The organism is Acinetobacter sp. 24-47-47 (assembly GCF_057737035.1).
In genome coordinates, this window is the sequence record NZ_CM173216.1 from 968,287 (window position 1) to 984,173 (window position 15,887).

The window sequence follows — 15,887 nt, forward strand, 5'->3', positions numbered from 1 at the left end:
ATTAAAAGTTCAACATCATTTGATTAATCGCAATGTTTATTAAGATAACATTAGGTCGTGATGGATTCACAAAAACCTACATAAAAAGTGTAAAAATGGATGAATTATGTCTTTTATTTATTCAATATTGATGAACTATTTTTAAAACATAAAAAAACCTAGCAGAAGCTAGGTTTTTGATTAGTCTGATTTATTCTTGAATAAATAGCGTGTCATGATATTCAGCTGTAGCTAACAATTCTTCTTTAGTAAAGTTAGGAATGAGCTTATCAATAGCAATATGAACCGCTTTGATGACCGCTGAAGAAGCGATATCAGACGCCTTACGTTTAATCATACCCAGATCTAGGGTCTTATTAAAATCATTCATAAAGTGACGAACTGCAGCTTCACCGAATTGTTTGTATTGTTCAGACAGAACTGCACGATTGACATCATTGCCTGCACGTACTTCTGCAAAGCTATTTTTTAAGTTTGTCACTAAATCAGCGGGTAATGGAGCACCGACACGATAATTACCCTCTGGATCTTTGAATAAACTCTTTTCAGAGAATTCAATCGATTGTCTCACGACGTCATTTGGTGCTTTACCCAATAACTGTTTAAGTAGTACCGATACTGTTGATTTAATATAACCAGCAAGTTTTTCAGCTGTTTCTCGTTTGTCACTTGCAGGGAAACGACGTACAAGTTCAACTAAAATTGCATCGATAATTTCATCATTAATAGCGAGTGCAGTTTGATCACGCAAAGGGTAAAGTGGTTCGTTTGAATTTTTTTTCTCAATTCCAGTTTGAATATTCTTTAACAAAGATTCAGATGGAATAAAACCAAAATATGACATCGTATAACCTCAACTATTCTTCAATTTATTGTCGCGCCAATCGAATTGGGCTTGGCATCCATGCAAAGTCCGATACACGACAAGGGTTAATGTCTAAACCACCACGGCGTGTATAAGTCGCATATACCATCAACTTTTCAGGATTAAAGTTTTCCCAAATATCTGCGTAGATTTGTTCAACGCATTGTTCGTGAAAGCCATTATGCTGACGATAGGAGATAATATAAGCTAAAATTGAACGATAACAAGGTTTTTTGCCACGATATCTTAAAAAAACTGTGCCCCAATCAGGCTGACCTGTGACTGGGCAGTTACTTCTTAATAAATGCGAATATAATTGAATTTCAACGATTTCTTCGGAAGACACTGCATCGAGTTTGAGTAAGCTCGCATCAGGGTGGTTTTCAAGACGTTCAGGCTCATAATGGTCGATACATATTCCTACAGGCTGAGCAATATTCAATTGATCAACATCGAATAATTCAAGTCTGACTTCTGCATTGGCTGCTTTAGAAAGATCACGCTCGACTGTCTCAATAAACTGATTTTGAGATTCAAATTGAGCAAAATTAAGACTATTGAAATATAGTTTTAGAGATTTTGACTCAATGAGATTGGGTGATGAAGCTGGAAGATGCATTCGACCAATCGCAACTTGAGGAATCCCTGACAGATTCAACCAAGAAATTTCAAAAATATGCCACCAATCTATTCCTTGTTGAATACCGTCTACATGTGCGTACTTCGCTCGTGCTTCTGCGCGAGCAATTGGAAATAGCACCTCAGGTTGATATTCAGTTGGATAGTTGGTGTCTTTGCCTAAAAGAGATTGTTCAACGCTCATTATTCACGCATTCCTGAACCACGGGAGAGTAAGTGATAAGCGACCGCATATAGCACGGCGCAACACGCTGTGATTACTAATAAAGAAATAGATACATTTACATCGCTATGGCCAAGAATTCCATAACGGAATGCATTGACCATATATACGACAGGGTTAATCAAAGATAGATTTTGCCAAAATGGACTTAATGCAGAAATTGCATAGAACACCCCACCTAAATAGGTCAACGGAGTTAAAACAAAAGTGGGAATAATCGAAATATCATCAAATGACTTTGCATAGACCGCATTAATAAATCCACCTAATGCAAACAGTAGTGACGTAATCAGGACGGTATAAATTGTGACGAACCAGTTGGTAATATATAAGTCAGTAAAAAATAAACTCATCGCAGTCACAATGATAGCAACCAATAAGCCTCGAGCAACACCACCAAGCACATAACCCCAAAGTACGGCATGTAATGGCACAGGACTCATGATCAGTTCTTCAATACTTTTTTGAAATTTAGAACTAAAAAAGCTTGATGAAACGTTGGCATAACTATTAGTAATGACAGCCATCATAATTAGACCAGGTACTATGAACTGCATGTAGGTAAAGCCACCCATTTCCCCAATTCTTGAACCAACTAGATTTCCAAAAATCACAAAATACAGTGACATGGTAATTGCTGGTGGTAACAATGTTTGTGGCCAAATGCGCATAAATCTACGAATTTCCTTATGGATAATCGTATATAAAGCTACAGCGAGTTGGTTAAAATTCATTGCGCAGCTCCATCAAGATTCTTTTCGACCATTTTGACGAATAACTCTTCTAAACGATTTGATTTATTACGCATACTTCGAACTTGAATGTTCTGTGATTCTAGAAGTTGGAAAAGATCATTCATGCTATGTGCTTTATCAAGCGTAATTTCTAAGGTCACTGGATCAACCAAATTAAATTTCACACCAATAATGTCAAGTTGTATCGGTTCTATAGGTTCAGCCAAATCAAAAATGAAAGATTCTTCATTTAATTGATTTAAGAAGTTCTTCATGGTGGTGTCTTCTTTAATGACGCCACGATCAATAATTGCAATTTTGCGACACAGTACTTCTGCTTCTTCTAAATAATGTGTTGTGAGAATGATAGATGTACCTTTCTGATTCATTTCTGTTAAGAAGTCCCACATCGAGCGACGTAGTTCAATATCAACACCAGCAGTCGGTTCATCGAGAATTAACAGTTTCGGATCATGCATCATTGCTCGGGCAATCATAAGGCGGCGTTTCATTCCTCCAGATAGCATACGTGCTTGAGTAGAACGTTTTTCCCATAAACCTAATTTGGTCAGATACTCCTCTGCACGAGTTTCAGCAACTTTTTTTGGAATGCCGTAATAACCTGCTTGTGTGACTAAAATATCGAAAGTCTTTTCAAATTGCGCAAAGTTAAACTCTTGAGGGACTACACCCAAGCATTGTTTAGCTTGAGAAGGATGTGTATCGAGGTTATGACCAAAAATCTGGACAGTTCCTGCAGTTTTTTTTGTAAGAGAGCTGATGATGCCAATAGTGGTTGATTTACCTGCACCATTAGGGCCTAGAAGTGCATAAAATTCACCTTCTGGAACATCTAAATTAATTCCTTTTAGTGCTTGAAAACCATTTCGATAGGTCTTCGACAAATCCCTTAAGGTCAATGCATCAGTCATGAATATCTCGAATGGTGAAAAGTTGAGATATTGTGAGTGATCTTGAAAAATAAACCAAGCTTTGTAATCAGAATTCTCTGTTTTGATGTTGAAACGCTGTATAAAGCATGAGCACTAAAAATTCGAAAGATATATAGTTGCTTTACCTTAGAGTTTTTTTTGTTATGATGTGCGCACTTCCTAAAATGCGCTCATAGCTCAACTGGATAGAGTACAGGTCTCCGAAGCCTGTGGCGTGGGTTCGAGTCCCGCTGAGCGCACCATTTCACTGTTTTACCTCATCCGAATAAATACGAAAATCATTAAAAATAAACAACTTATGTTTTTATCTTGTCCGATACAGTCCGAGCATGTTTTAGGTTATTTAAGTTTTTTGCGGTAATTTTTGCGGTAATTTCAAAATTATTGCAAAGGCTTACCGTAAAAATGCCAAAAATAATTGTAAATCTGACAGATACACAGATTCGTTCAGCTGTAAATGCACATAAAAAGTTATCAACCAATGTTCAAACCAAACTAGCCGATGGTAAAGGATTGTTTTTTATCATTGATAAGAATGGTAACTCATATTGGAGGTGGGACTATGCTCGCCCAATCACTAAAAAACGTAATAGCATTTCTTTTGGAACATACCCAGAGGTATCGTTGCTAAATGCACGAGCAAAAAGAACTGAATGTCGAGAATTACTCGCCCAAAATATAGATCCAGCGGTTGTGAAGAAAAATGAAGAAGAAGCTAAATTAGGCCAAAATACTTTCGGTTTAATCGCAGATGAATATAGAAAGACAGAGGAATTAGAGCCTAGTACTCAACGACGGAATCAATTTGTTTGGGGTAAGTTGTATTCTGCAATTGGGGATTATCCAATAGATAGTATTACTCCATCACAAATTTTAGAAGTTTGTCGTATTTACGAAAAGCAGGGTAAGACAGATTCAGCAAAGCGCATGAGAAGCAAAGCATCCCAAGTCTTCCGTTATGCGATTGCTTTAGGCTTGTGTCAATTTAACGTGGCAGATCAAATTAGTGGGATCTTAAAAGTTGGTAAAACCAAGCATAGATCAGCGATCACAGATGAGCAAAAGCTAGGACAGTTATTGAGGAATATTAATAATAGTGTTGGCCGTGGTGATATCGCGATAGATTATGCCGTGAAAATATTACCTCATGTTTTTGTGCGTCCAGGAGAATTAAGAGGAGCGAAGTGGGCAGACATTGATTTTGAAAATCGAGTTTGGAAATACACCCCTTCAAAGACAAAGAATCAAACGGCATTACAGCATATTGTTCCTTTGTCAGATCAAGTTATGACCTTGTTCAAAGAATTGCACCAGATAACAGGTTATACGGAGTATTGCTTTGTATCGATGCGAGATCAGTCTAAAACGATTAGCGAGTCAACTATTAACAAACGATTAAAGCAATATGGTTTTGAAAATGGTGAAACGACAGGTCATGGCTTTAGAGCGACTGCCAGAACACTATTAGATGAAGTATTAAAGTTTCCTATCGAACGGATTGAACAGCAACTTGCTCATCAGGTTCGTGATATGCATGGAAGAGCATACAACCGTACAAAATACTTAGAAGAACGTACGGTTATGATGCAAGCATGGTCTGATTATTTAGATAAGTTAATGTATAAGACTGTGGACTGATCAGTAAACTTAAATGTAGCAAGCGAATTCAGTTTCCGCCATCTCCACCAAAATTCAATTCAGAGAAGTTCGACTGAATGTAAAAAGCCCTTAAACTTAATGTTTAAGGGCTTTTTTATTGGCTGTCTTATCCGACCTTATCCTAAGCTGTGTGACCCAATTTTTGCCTTTAGTGGGTAATTATTGGGAAAATTTACCCAATAATTTTACGATTGATAAAGGGTAAATACACATGAAACTCACCGATACCGAATGTAGGAAAGCGACACCAAAAGAAAAGCGATACCGTCTCTCAGATGAAAATGGTCTTTCACTTCTTGTGACGCCAGCAGGACAAAAATACTGGAATGTACGCTATACCGTTCATGGTGAACGAAAGTCAGAGTCGCTTGGTCCATATCCTGACTTGAGTTTAAAAAGAGCAAGGGAGCTTGCACTAGAACTTAAATACAAACATTCTAAGTCAGTTTTGCATGAAGATACCAAACCATTTTTTAAAGAGGTAGCTGAAGATTGGTTTGAGAATCAAAGAGAGACTTGGTCAATCAAGCATATCAGTAATGTACGAGCATCTTTAGATGAGCTTTACAGTACGCTTGCCAATAAACGCATCAATCAGATCCAAGCACCGGAGATATTGCAAGTCATCAAAAAGATTGAGGCAAGAGGATCTACCGAAATTGCTAAACGCACGTTATCCCGTTGTGGCATGGTGATGAAATATGCCATTGCACATGGCTATAGATATGACAATCCAGCAAGTGATTTGGTTTATGCCCTTAAGAATAGAAAAGTAAAGAACTTAGCCTCTTTATCAGAAAATGAAATGCCTGAATTTCTTAGATGTATTAAAGCCTATCCTGCCGACGAGAAAACGCATCATGCAATTATTTTGATCATGTTGACGGGCGTTCGAGTAAGTGAGTTACTAAAAGCACGTTGGGACGAGTTTGATTTAGAAGAGCGTAAATGGGATATCCCTGCGGAACGTATGAAGAACGGTTTACCCCATCGTGTACCCCTAACAGATATGATGATAGATGAACTTCAGGCATTACGTAAAACACATAATCAAGATTTATTATTTCCACATCGTTTGAATAACAAAGAGCCCATGCGTAGTGAATCCATTTTGGCTGTAATTAAGCGCTCAGGTTATACAGGTCGTATGACAACACATGGTTTTAGATCACTTTTCAGTACAGTATTAAATGAGTCAAATTTATTTAATCCTGATGCCATTGAACGCCAGCTTGCACATGTACCACAGAACCGTATTCGCTCTGCATATAACCGAGCACAGTATTGGGATGAGCGTGTGAAGATCATGGAGTGGTACGGAGATAAGGTTAAAGAATGGATGGCTCAATAAAGAGCCTTTCCTTTTTCATCAAGCATCTCATTTTGGTACGCATCTTCAATTAATTTTTCTAAAACTTTTGTTTCAGAAATATTCATTTTTTCAGCTAGTGCTACTAATTGTGATTTAGTCTTTTTGGTTAAAGGAAGATGGTATTGTTTTTTAAGACCACCCTTATCTCTAAATTGTTTTTGTTGCCAAGCTTTTTTTAATTTTTGAATGTCTATAATATATTTATCAGTATTCTGAAAACATTGATTATCCCAAAAAATCAAAAACAAATCATATGCTTCTTTACTATTTTTAGGATTATTTTGGATAGGTTCGAGACGCCAGTCATAATTTTTTTTTGTATAATTTAAAGCCCATTCATTAAAATCAGATGTGTTTATGTATTTTTTGAGTACTGATTCGGGTTTCAAATCACTGTACAATTTATTTCTGTAGAAATGTATCTGCTCAAGTGTTATTTCATCATCATTGAAGATATTAAACAGAAGTGAAAAATAAGGATTAATTGTAATTAAATTATCTTCTATCGGAATGTCATTATCTAAGTTTAGCCTAAATAAAGTATTAATAATTAGCCAGCATAAACGTCTATCATTCGATAAAAACTTTAATTGCTGATAAGGAATGAGTGTTCTTCTTTTGGACAGGCATCTATTAATAAAATAATCAAATTGTCTTTGTGAGCACCGAGTAAATTCTAGATTAATAAATTCTAATAATGACTCGAAGCTTTGCTTTTCATTTAAAAAAAGCCAGTATTTTTGATAATCCATTTTATGATGGATTAAACACCATTCGTACACGGCCCAGATTAATTCCTCTTCTTTAAACTCTTTGGAGAATTCATGAAAATAGTCATTTTTGTAAAAATTTAAAGGCATAATTTTCGTAGTTTATATGTAGTATTTCTGTAGTATATCATATAGTATTTTTGTTTTTTTTATTAATTTGTAATTTAATATTTATCAATGGTTTAATTTTTTTTGTGTACTTATATTATGGAATCTCAACACTGTGAACTTCGAAAAATGGGCCTTTAGATATTTTTTAAGTGTCGGATAACTTGACCTATTAAAGTTAATGTAGATCATGCTAAATTCTAAGTAAGTAATGACTAGGCCGTATAGGTAAGCCTATTTATTGATATACAAAAGATCTAAGTGTTAGTGTAATGACTTTGTTATTTATTTAGTTACTAACACTAAGCGAATGATTCATTCACTTATATTTTAAAAAATACACATTAGTCACTTCCTATAGTCCCAAACTAAAGGTAAGTGAACATGAATGTAAACCTTAACCATAATGAAATTAAAGAAGCATTATTATTAATAGAAATAGAGAGGTTTGTTCTATCAATCATGGAGTCAAGAAGACAACCAAGATCATTCTATGAAAACTTTACAGATCTTCTTTTAGATTTTCATCAAGTTTACAATCCTGATTTTAGCTATTCACGCTTAATCGATCTCTTTTGTTGTTTATTGTACGATTATGATTTGAGGTGTGAAACAGAACATTCCCTTTACAATCGGTTAAAACAAAGGTCATTTAATGAATGGCAAAAATATTTCAAACAGGCAAGAGCTGACCACTTAAATGAAATACGTCAACACCGTTATAACGAAAGATTAAATGCAGATAAGCTAGATACACGATTGATTGAGCTGCAAGAAGATTATTCTGCTTTATTGGTGGTTCGTGTGGATTTAGCTTATTCGATGAGTCCAGATATCGAGCAGGTTGATCATGATTTAGAAGTACTGCGCAGAAGAATCAATCGATCTATTTATGGAGATGACCTATTACTTCTTGTATGGGCAATAGAGCAGGGAGAGAGGAAAGGTTACCACTGCCATATTGCATTAGTTTTTGATGAGCGTAAACGAACCAATGCATGGCCTATTGCCAAAGCTATAGGTGAATTATGGGAAGAGATTACATTAGGTGATGGTAACTACTTCAACTGTCATGATCGTAGATACTTAAAGCAATATGAAGAACAAGATGTTTTAGGTGTTGGTGTTATTTTTAGTAATGTTCCTTATCAAGCCAAGAAGATGCGTTCAACGCTTTCTTATTTAGCACGACCTGATAAAGATCAATATTTGAGAGTGAAGACCAGTAAAAGAATGCGAACCTTTGGCATGTCTCAACGTTAATTAAAAAACATTATGAATATATATCATCTAGATGAGAAACATCTTCTCTTTCAAGGCTTATCTAGTGATAAGCCTTTTTCTTTTATAGAGGTATATTTTATGCAAATTAACTGTCCATACTGCCATTCGGAGCATGTTGTCCGTATCATGCCACAACCGTCAAATCATCCTTCTCAGAATATTTTCTCATCCTCTGCATCATTTGCCACAATCGGAGCGACCCTCTCCAAAAGCTTACCGATCTCACCATTAGTTGGAGGTATTGCAGGCATTGTTGTAGGTGGGCTGTTAGATAATGTATTTGGGAGTCAATCTACAGCAGTGACACATTCTTATTTTCATTGCCAACATTGTGGACAAAAGTTTTACTAAATTAAAAAAAACATGGGAGTGGTATTGCTCCCATGTTGTTAACGTGACTTTGGTTTTCTTAAGGCTTAAAGATCCAGTCACCTTGATCTGTTGAAATCGTCACTTCAATAATTTTATTTTTATTGCAATTGGCATCCACTGAAATCCAGTTGCCAAAAGTGACTTTGCGAGGACTATTCATTTTTGCGTAAAGTGGACAGTTTCCACGGTTTAAATGAACGTCTTGTACCGTTACTTCATCCACCACAGATTGAATTTTGAGAATCGACATAAAGTTATGAGCAGGATTAGGCTCAAGGCTAATTTTAATAGGTGATTCTTTGGGAATAGTTTGTGATGAATGATCTCCTGAATATTCAGTCTGATCATCTACAGCATTAAAGCAACTACCTTGAAGTCCGATACCAATGTCATTGGTGTCAATATTCCACGATATTTCAGACTGATCACAACCCAGAATTTGCCCTGAACTATTTTCTTTAAATCTTAAACTGCTTGAATAGAGATAAAGACCTTGATCATCTCGACGAAGATATTGCACATTGAGAAGAGGTAAAGCGGTATAAGTATTGGGAAATTCAGAATCAAGCAATGTTTGTAGCTCAGCTTGAGCATAGCTTTCGATTGCCATTATTCCTAATTTAGAATGTTTGATTCCCGATGGTGGTGTAGGCTCACTATTTTGTTGTGCCTGTGTGTCTACTTGATCATTCGTTGTATCTTTTTGTTGGCAACCGAATAATGCCAAACAGACGATCAAACTAGGGAATAGAATTCTTTTTTTCATGCTGAAATCCTTGAATTAGTAATATAAAGAATCGTGTTTTAGTTTTTAGGTGATTCACCATATTGATTTGAATCTGTAGTGCCTTCTTGAGTCGCCCAAAACAAAAGCCACAAAATGCCAATGATGGGAATAAAGACCAAGAGCATCCACCAGCCTGAACGACCGATGTCATGCAAACGTCTTACACTGACAGCAAGGTTTGGAATGAAAGTAATGAGCATTGCCAAAGTGGCTAAGCTATCGCTAAACAGACTAAGCAAAAGACTGAGCAATACACAAAAGAGTTCGAAATACCAAAACTCACGACGACGTGCACGGCCTTTAAAATCAGCAAACTTTTTAAAGCAAGCGATAATGGCTTGACGATAATGATTTTCAGACTTTTCAAATTTAGCCAACAATGATGGGTTTGACTGACTAGATTCATCTTGTTGAAGCGTATTATTTGAGTCGGAACCAAGGGTTTGAGATGCATGGCTCGGTTGTTGCTGATGGATATCCAGATAAATGGCTATTGCTTGTTGTTCTGAGTTGACGTCGAAATCTACCGATAGTCCACGTACTGGAGCGAGAGAATCCTTCCATTCGTGAATGTCGAATGTAAAGCGTTGTTGATTGTCGCCAAGAATTAGACCTGTTTGATCTTGTACTGAAAAATCTAAAATCTTACCTTTCATTATTATGTCCTCATTATTTATAAATATTGATGTAAAAGCGTGTTAAAAATTAAAAGTAAATTCACCTTGATTGGTCTTAACGGTGACTTCTCTGACTTGCTCAATGTGGCAATCGATAACACTTTGATAGCTTTGCCCAAACTTCAGTGTGGACATGCGTTTTCTCCACGAAGATAAAGGACATTGCCCACGATTAATGACAATGTTTTCTATAGTGACTTGATCTTTAGTTGCTTGAATACTCACGGAATTGAAATAAGCAGGGGTATAGGGATTGTTAGGGATATAGAATTGATTCGGCATGAGGTCAAGACGTACAGATACAGGTGAAGACGAATCTGAATGACAAGCACTTATCCCAAAAATGATGAGCATCAAAAAGCAAAATTTTTTCATGACAAAACACTCATACCTTCCTCAAAGAAAGGCTAAGTTAAAAAGTAATCACCAAAAAATGTGGGTGAATGTAATTATTTTGATTTGTGTGAATACACACCCATACAAAAGCGTTGGGTATTCATTCGCTGCAATGAAGGCGAGGGATATAAATAAGAAAAATTGGTCATGGTTGACTCCTTGGAATTAAGAAGTTCTACCGCATTACTGCTAATTAATGGTGGCAGAACGAAAAGGGGTTAGCAGACTGGGATCCAAGGAACCAGCACACCCGTAGGTGTCCCCCTTCCGTCCTACCATTAAGAAAAAAGGGAGACGAGAGGATTCCCAAGAAATAACCTGAGCCATTTCTTGCTTGGATCTACGGTCTGCTAAAACCGACTGGCAATGTAGGCCAGCGCTAGAATCATAATCGTTGAAAGGGTTTAGGTCAATTTGACCGAGCTAAACTTTAAGCTGAATTTTAAACAAATGTATCCATCAATTATAAAAAAATAGAGATATATAACATCTAAATGAATCTTTTGTAGATTTCACAGTGATTGAATATCTACATGTCCAAGTTTGGTCTGCTTCCCCAGCAGGCCTTTTTTTATGCAGCTGAAGATTGCACAAATATAGAGGTTAAAAGCATGGCACATCAATTAGAACAAATGGCCTATGTGGGCGAAACCCCTTGGCATGGCTTAGGGAATCAACTCAGTCCAAATCAGCCACTCGAGGTTTGGGCACAACAAGCAGGCATGGATTGGCGCATCGAATCATCCAATGTCAGTTACATGGCTCAGAATGAACGTGGTCAAAGCATCATCATGCCCTTTGAAGAACAACGTGTGCTGTATCGCTCAGATACTCATGCACCGTTATCTGTGGTCAGTCAGCGTTATCAGGAAGTACAACCTAAAGAAATTCTAGAGTTCTACCGTGATCTGACTGAACAATCTGGCTTTGAGTTAGAAACAGCAGGCGTGCTGAAAGGTGGTAAGAAGTTCTGGGCTTTAGCACGTACAGGTCAAAGCACAGCGTTGAAAGGAAAGGATGTTAGTAATGGCTATGTGCTCCTTGCCTCTGCATGTGATGGTACGCTAGCAACTACAGCACAATTCACCAGTATTCGAGTCGTGTGTAACAACACGCTTGCGATAGCCCTGAAAGGTGCAACTGCAAGTTCAGGTGTAGTCAAAGTGCCGCACAGCACCAAGTTCGATGCAGAGAAGGTGAAGCAGCAATTGGGTATTTCAGTGCGTGCATGGGATGAGCACATGTATGAAATGAAACAGCTCTCGCAACGTAAAGTCAGTCAACAGGAAGCCAAAGCTTACTTTGATGCTGTGTTCAACAATAGCACCATGTCAATAAACGATCCTGAAGAGAACATCATTCAGTTCTATCGTCAGGTAGCAAGCAACCCACCACAGCAAAACAAAACTGAACCCAATGGAAGAGCCATGACTAAAGCACTCGACATGTTTAATGGTCAGGGACGAGGAGCAGAACTTTCATCTGCTAAAGGTACGGCTTATGGCTTACTCTGTTCGATCACTGAACTTGTTGATCATGAACGTCGTGCCATGAGTACGGATCATCGTCTCGATTCAGCATGGTTTGGTGCAGGCGCAGGTCTTAAACAACGTGGACTCGAACAGGCTTTATCTTTGATAGCCTAAGCTCATGTAATCCATCCAACCTTAACCCTACAAGTCTCAACAATCGCTGAATACAGCACACACGTAATTTGCTCTACTTTCAACTCACAATCCACAATCTGAATCAGCATCCATATCGCCATACCCGACCTCGTGTCGGGTATGGCTTTTTTATGCGTTTCTTTTTTACAAAAACTGAAATTTATAAGGATAGAACCATGAATCAAATCGCACCGATGTCTAATCAGCCTATACAGGTAGGTGTTCAAACAGCATTAAATCCATTAACCACAACTAAAAGAGCTAACTCTGCAAAACGCTTAGTCAGTACCAAAGATATGGCGTATCAAGATTGGCTTGAATTCCGTAAACAAGGTATTGGCAGTAGTGATGCAGCTACGGCATGTGGATTAAACCCATATATGTCGATGCTTGAACTGTGGCTGATCAAAACAGGTCGTCAAACACAATCCATTGAAGATGAAAGCACAGGTGTTGCCCCACTGTATTGGGGCAAACAGCTTGAACCATTGGTGGCTGAGTATTACAGCAAGCACACCAACAATAAGGTACGTCGAGTCAATGCAGTTTTACAGCACCCTGATCCAGACAAGCATTTCATGTTAGCTAACTTGGATTATTCCGTAGTGGGCAGTGATCAAGTTCAGATCCTTGAATGTAAAACAGCAGGGGAGCATGGGGCGAAGTTGTGGCGTGATGGTGTGCCACTCTATGTACTTTGTCAAGTACAGCACCAGTTGGCAGTGACAGGAAAACAGGCAGCCCATGTGTGTGTATTGCTCTGTGGGCATGAAACTAAAATCTTTAAAGTCACTCGTTCTGAATCTGTGATTCAGCACATTATTAATGCAGAACGTTACTTCTGGGAATGTGTGGAAAAGGATACACCCCCTTCAGTAGATGCGAGTGAATCGGCAGCCAAAGCCATCCAACAGTTGTATCCAATCCATGTGCCGCTGACCGTTGAAGATTTATCACAGAATGAAACAGCCAATCACATGTTCGATAAGCTGATCAAACTGAAAGAAGAGATTCAGCATAAACAAGAACGTTTTGATGGGCTAAAGCATCAAATCCAAATGATGATGAAGGATGCACAGCGTGCAACATTCAGTCGTGGTTCGGTGGTTTGGAAGAAAGCCAATGACAGTGTCAGTTTGGATACCAAAGCTCTACTCAAGCATCAGCCTGATCTTATTGAACAATATCCACTAAAAAGACAGGGGAGTCGTCGCTTCAATATCTATACCGACTAAGCCCACATCATTCACCTCATCAAAAATGCACAAAAATCGCTCCCCGCTCTCTACAACATTTGTAGAGAGCAAATCGGTCGCGATTTTTGCAGTCAACACTCGCTTTTTAGTAATTATGTCTACTTTATAGCAGTCGTTGAAACTTACATATAAGAACCCTACGCCTTAAAGATTTAATTGGAGTATTAAAATGATTAAAGGTCTAGCGATCACACCGCCTACACTTGGGCGTATCAGTATTGGTCGAGTCGTGGAAAAGAATGGTAAACGTCTACCTGAGAAAGATGACCAATTTACTATTACCTCACAAATCCAAAATAAAGAAGGATGGGTCAAGCACCCATTAGATGAACAGCTTCGAGCGAATTCACCCAATCAGAAGCTCCGTTCAATTCCTGTACGCATGATCTTTAATGATCCTGATCTGAACCTACGAGCAGAATACACCTTATTTGATCGTCAGACTGGACGACCTGTCTGTGTCGGTGATGGTCAGACCTGTCGGCGTTTAACCAATCAAGGCGTTGAACAGCATCCGTGTCCTTCACCTGATTTGTGTCCATTAGCTCAGGGCGGGCATTGCAAACCTTATGGTCGTTTGCATGTGAATTTAGATGAGTCGGATGAATTCGGCACATTCATTTTTAGAACAACAGGCTTTAACAGCATACGGACTTTGGCAGCTCGACTGAGCTACTACCATGCAGCGTCGAATGGCTTGCTTTCATGCTTGCCACTGCAATTGACGTTACGAGGTAAAAGTACAACGCAAAGTTATCGTCAGCCGGTGTATTACGTGGATTTAACATTGAGGGAAGGCGTTGATTTGCAGTCTGCGACTCACACAGCACATGAGATTGATCAGCAAAGTAAGCAGGCAGGATTTAATCAAGAGGCACTCGATCAGATAGCAAGACAGGGCTTTGCTAATGCGAAGTTTGAAATGGATTTAGAGGAGGGATTGGATGTGGTAGATGAGTTTTATCAGACAGAGGAGCAACAGCAGTCAGTCGTACAAAATGAATCCTTTAATATTCAACAGGGGTTAAAAGGTTCCGTGACTGCGTTGAATTGAATCGGACAGGGTAAATCCTTACGGGATTGCCGTATCTCATGAGCGAGTTGCTCGACATCATGAGATCGGAGTAAACACCATGAGTACATTTGTAGGACAAACATTCCAAATGAACCAACTGATTAGTATCAAGCAGGTCGTAGAGCTAGTTGGGGTAGGACGTTCCACCATCTATGAAATGATGGATGAGAATTCACCCTACTACGATCCGACTTTTCCAAAGAAAGTCAAAATTACCCAAAACCGTATCGGTTGGTCAGCTTACGAGATCCATCAATGGATTGAAAGTAAGTTGGCAAGTCGAGAATAAGCAGGGGGCTTTCGCTCCCTTATTTTTTTGTTTTTTAGTAGACTGAGGTCAGTCTTTAGCCTAAGCCTTAAATATGAAAACAATAGATTATTATAACCAATATGCGGATGAATTTACACAAGCGACATTAAACGTAGATATGGAAAGCTTGTATCAGCCTTTTTTAGCTGAGTTGCCTGAGTGCGCTTACATCTTTGATATTGGTTGTGGATCTGGGCGTGACACTTTGGCTTTTAAAAATAAGGGTTATAAAGTCGATGCAATAGATTACTCAGTAGAGCTTGTGGAAAGAGCAACCTTACTTACGGGTGTTCAAGTGAAGTTGCAGAGCTTTTATGAGATTGATGAGCATGAAGTTTATGATGGAGTTTGGGCATGTGCATCATTATTGCATTGTGAGCGTGATCGCTTGGGTGAGGTTGTAGGGAAGCTGGTAAATGCATTAAAACCCAATGGTGTGTTGTACATGTCATTTAAATATGGTGATAGTGATCGAGAAAAGGAAGGTCGAGCATTTACTGATTTAAACGAAGAACAAGCGGAGGCTTTACGAGAGCAGTTTGATGATGTTCAACAAATTAATCAGTGGATCACAATAGATCAGCGACCTAATAGGCAAGAAAAATGGTTGAATCTCCTTTGGAAAAAGAGAGCTTAATACCATTCATCGGGAATTTAATTGTATACGCCTTATCACACAAGGCTTAATATCCGCGTCGTTAGAAGGGCTATTGAATCATCCTTATCGTTCAGCATAGAAT

General features: G+C 38.3%; 17 protein-coding genes and 1 tRNA gene. 10 read left to right on the top strand and 8 right to left on the bottom strand.

The window, feature by feature from the left end; translation table 11 throughout:
• Positions 1–190: 190 nt before the first annotated feature.
• From AC1M9E_RS04485 to AC1M9E_RS04500, 4 genes are read right to left on the bottom strand one after another with little or no spacing between them, the layout of a single operon-like run.
• Positions 191–844, bottom strand: coding sequence for a hypothetical protein (locus tag AC1M9E_RS04485; protein WP_092766031.1), 654 nt, complete (start codon positions 842–844; stop codon positions 191–193).
• A 25-nt stretch (positions 845–869) separates the two neighbouring features.
• Positions 870–1,688, bottom strand: coding sequence for an NADPH-dependent 7-cyano-7-deazaguanine reductase QueF (gene queF, locus AC1M9E_RS04490; protein WP_481591331.1), 819 nt, complete (start codon positions 1,686–1,688; stop codon positions 870–872).
• On the bottom strand, positions 1,688–2,461 hold the full coding sequence (locus AC1M9E_RS04495; RefSeq protein ID WP_092766033.1) for an ABC transporter permease: 774 nt from the start codon (positions 2,459–2,461) through the stop codon (positions 1,688–1,690). The genes queF and AC1M9E_RS04495 overlap by 1 nt, the downstream gene beginning before the upstream one ends.
• Positions 2,458–3,393 (bottom strand): ABC transporter ATP-binding protein, encoded by a 936-nt coding sequence (locus AC1M9E_RS04500; protein ID WP_481595579.1) that lies wholly within the window; start codon positions 3,391–3,393, stop codon positions 2,458–2,460. The genes AC1M9E_RS04495 and AC1M9E_RS04500 overlap by 4 nt, the downstream gene beginning before the upstream one ends.
• A gap of 187 nt (positions 3,394–3,580) precedes the next feature.
• On the opposite strand from AC1M9E_RS04500, the gene AC1M9E_RS04505 reads away from it, so the two are divergent.
• From AC1M9E_RS04505 to AC1M9E_RS04515, 3 genes are all read left to right on the top strand, one after another.
• Positions 3,581–3,656, top strand: a tRNA-Arg gene (locus AC1M9E_RS04505).
• A 163-nt stretch (positions 3,657–3,819) separates the two neighbouring features.
• Positions 3,820–5,052 (top strand): tyrosine-type recombinase/integrase, encoded by a 1,233-nt coding sequence (locus AC1M9E_RS04510; protein ID WP_488225057.1) that lies wholly within the window; start codon positions 3,820–3,822, stop codon positions 5,050–5,052.
• 232 nt (positions 5,053–5,284) lie between these two features.
• On the top strand, positions 5,285–6,424 hold the full coding sequence (locus tag AC1M9E_RS04515; protein WP_488225058.1) for a tyrosine-type recombinase/integrase: 1,140 nt from the start codon (positions 5,285–5,287) through the stop codon (positions 6,422–6,424).
• Here the strand turns inward: AC1M9E_RS04515 and AC1M9E_RS04520 are convergent.
• On the bottom strand, positions 6,418–7,305 hold the full coding sequence (locus AC1M9E_RS04520; protein ID WP_488225059.1) for a hypothetical protein: 888 nt from the start codon (positions 7,303–7,305) through the stop codon (positions 6,418–6,420). The two genes, AC1M9E_RS04515 and AC1M9E_RS04520, sit on opposite strands and share 7 nt — an antisense overlap.
• A gap of 402 nt (positions 7,306–7,707) precedes the next feature.
• Here AC1M9E_RS04520 and AC1M9E_RS04525 point away from each other — a divergent pair, with 402 nt between their 5' ends.
• Positions 7,708–8,586 carry a YagK/YfjJ domain-containing protein gene (locus tag AC1M9E_RS04525; protein ID WP_488225060.1) on the top strand — a complete coding sequence of 293 codons (879 nt, stop codon included), beginning with the start codon at positions 7,708–7,710 and terminating at the stop codon, positions 8,584–8,586.
• Positions 8,587–8,685: 99 nt separating this feature from the next.
• Positions 8,686–8,958 carry a hypothetical protein gene (locus AC1M9E_RS04530; protein ID WP_488225061.1) on the top strand — a complete coding sequence of 91 codons (273 nt, stop codon included), beginning with the start codon at positions 8,686–8,688 and terminating at the stop codon, positions 8,956–8,958.
• Between the two features lie 58 nt (positions 8,959–9,016).
• On the opposite strand, the gene AC1M9E_RS04535 is transcribed toward AC1M9E_RS04530, so the two are convergent.
• From AC1M9E_RS04535 to AC1M9E_RS04545, 3 genes are read right to left on the bottom strand one after another with little or no spacing between them, the layout of a single operon-like run.
• Entirely contained in the window at positions 9,017–9,745 is a 729-nt protein-coding gene (locus AC1M9E_RS04535) for a hypothetical protein (RefSeq protein ID WP_488225062.1), read from the bottom strand.
• A 38-nt stretch (positions 9,746–9,783) separates the two neighbouring features.
• Positions 9,784–10,422: a DUF805 domain-containing protein gene (locus tag AC1M9E_RS04540; RefSeq protein WP_488225063.1), complete on the bottom strand. Its 639-nt coding sequence runs from the start codon at positions 10,420–10,422 to the stop codon at positions 9,784–9,786.
• Between the two features lie 42 nt (positions 10,423–10,464).
• Complete coding sequence (locus AC1M9E_RS04545) at positions 10,465–10,818, bottom strand: hypothetical protein (RefSeq protein WP_488225064.1); 354 nt, start codon at positions 10,816–10,818, stop codon at positions 10,465–10,467.
• A 632-nt stretch (positions 10,819–11,450) separates the two neighbouring features.
• Here AC1M9E_RS04545 and AC1M9E_RS04550 point away from each other — a divergent pair.
• From AC1M9E_RS04550 to AC1M9E_RS04570, 5 genes are all read left to right on the top strand, one after another.
• Positions 11,451–12,485 (top strand): DUF932 domain-containing protein, encoded by a 1,035-nt coding sequence (locus AC1M9E_RS04550; RefSeq protein WP_488225065.1) that lies wholly within the window; start codon positions 11,451–11,453, stop codon positions 12,483–12,485.
• A 215-nt stretch (positions 12,486–12,700) separates the two neighbouring features.
• Positions 12,701–13,741 (top strand): YqaJ viral recombinase family nuclease, encoded by a 1,041-nt coding sequence (locus AC1M9E_RS04555; RefSeq protein WP_488225195.1) that lies wholly within the window; start codon positions 12,701–12,703, stop codon positions 13,739–13,741.
• A 190-nt stretch (positions 13,742–13,931) separates the two neighbouring features.
• On the top strand, positions 13,932–14,816 hold the full coding sequence (locus AC1M9E_RS04560; RefSeq protein WP_488225066.1) for a recombination directionality factor: 885 nt from the start codon (positions 13,932–13,934) through the stop codon (positions 14,814–14,816).
• A 79-nt stretch (positions 14,817–14,895) separates the two neighbouring features.
• Entirely contained in the window at positions 14,896–15,126 is a 231-nt protein-coding gene (locus tag AC1M9E_RS04565) for a helix-turn-helix transcriptional regulator (protein WP_071321306.1), read from the top strand.
• A gap of 73 nt (positions 15,127–15,199) precedes the next feature.
• Positions 15,200–15,784 carry a class I SAM-dependent methyltransferase gene (locus AC1M9E_RS04570; RefSeq protein ID WP_488225067.1) on the top strand — a complete coding sequence of 195 codons (585 nt, stop codon included), beginning with the start codon at positions 15,200–15,202 and terminating at the stop codon, positions 15,782–15,784.
• Positions 15,785–15,887: the final 103 nt, after the last annotated feature.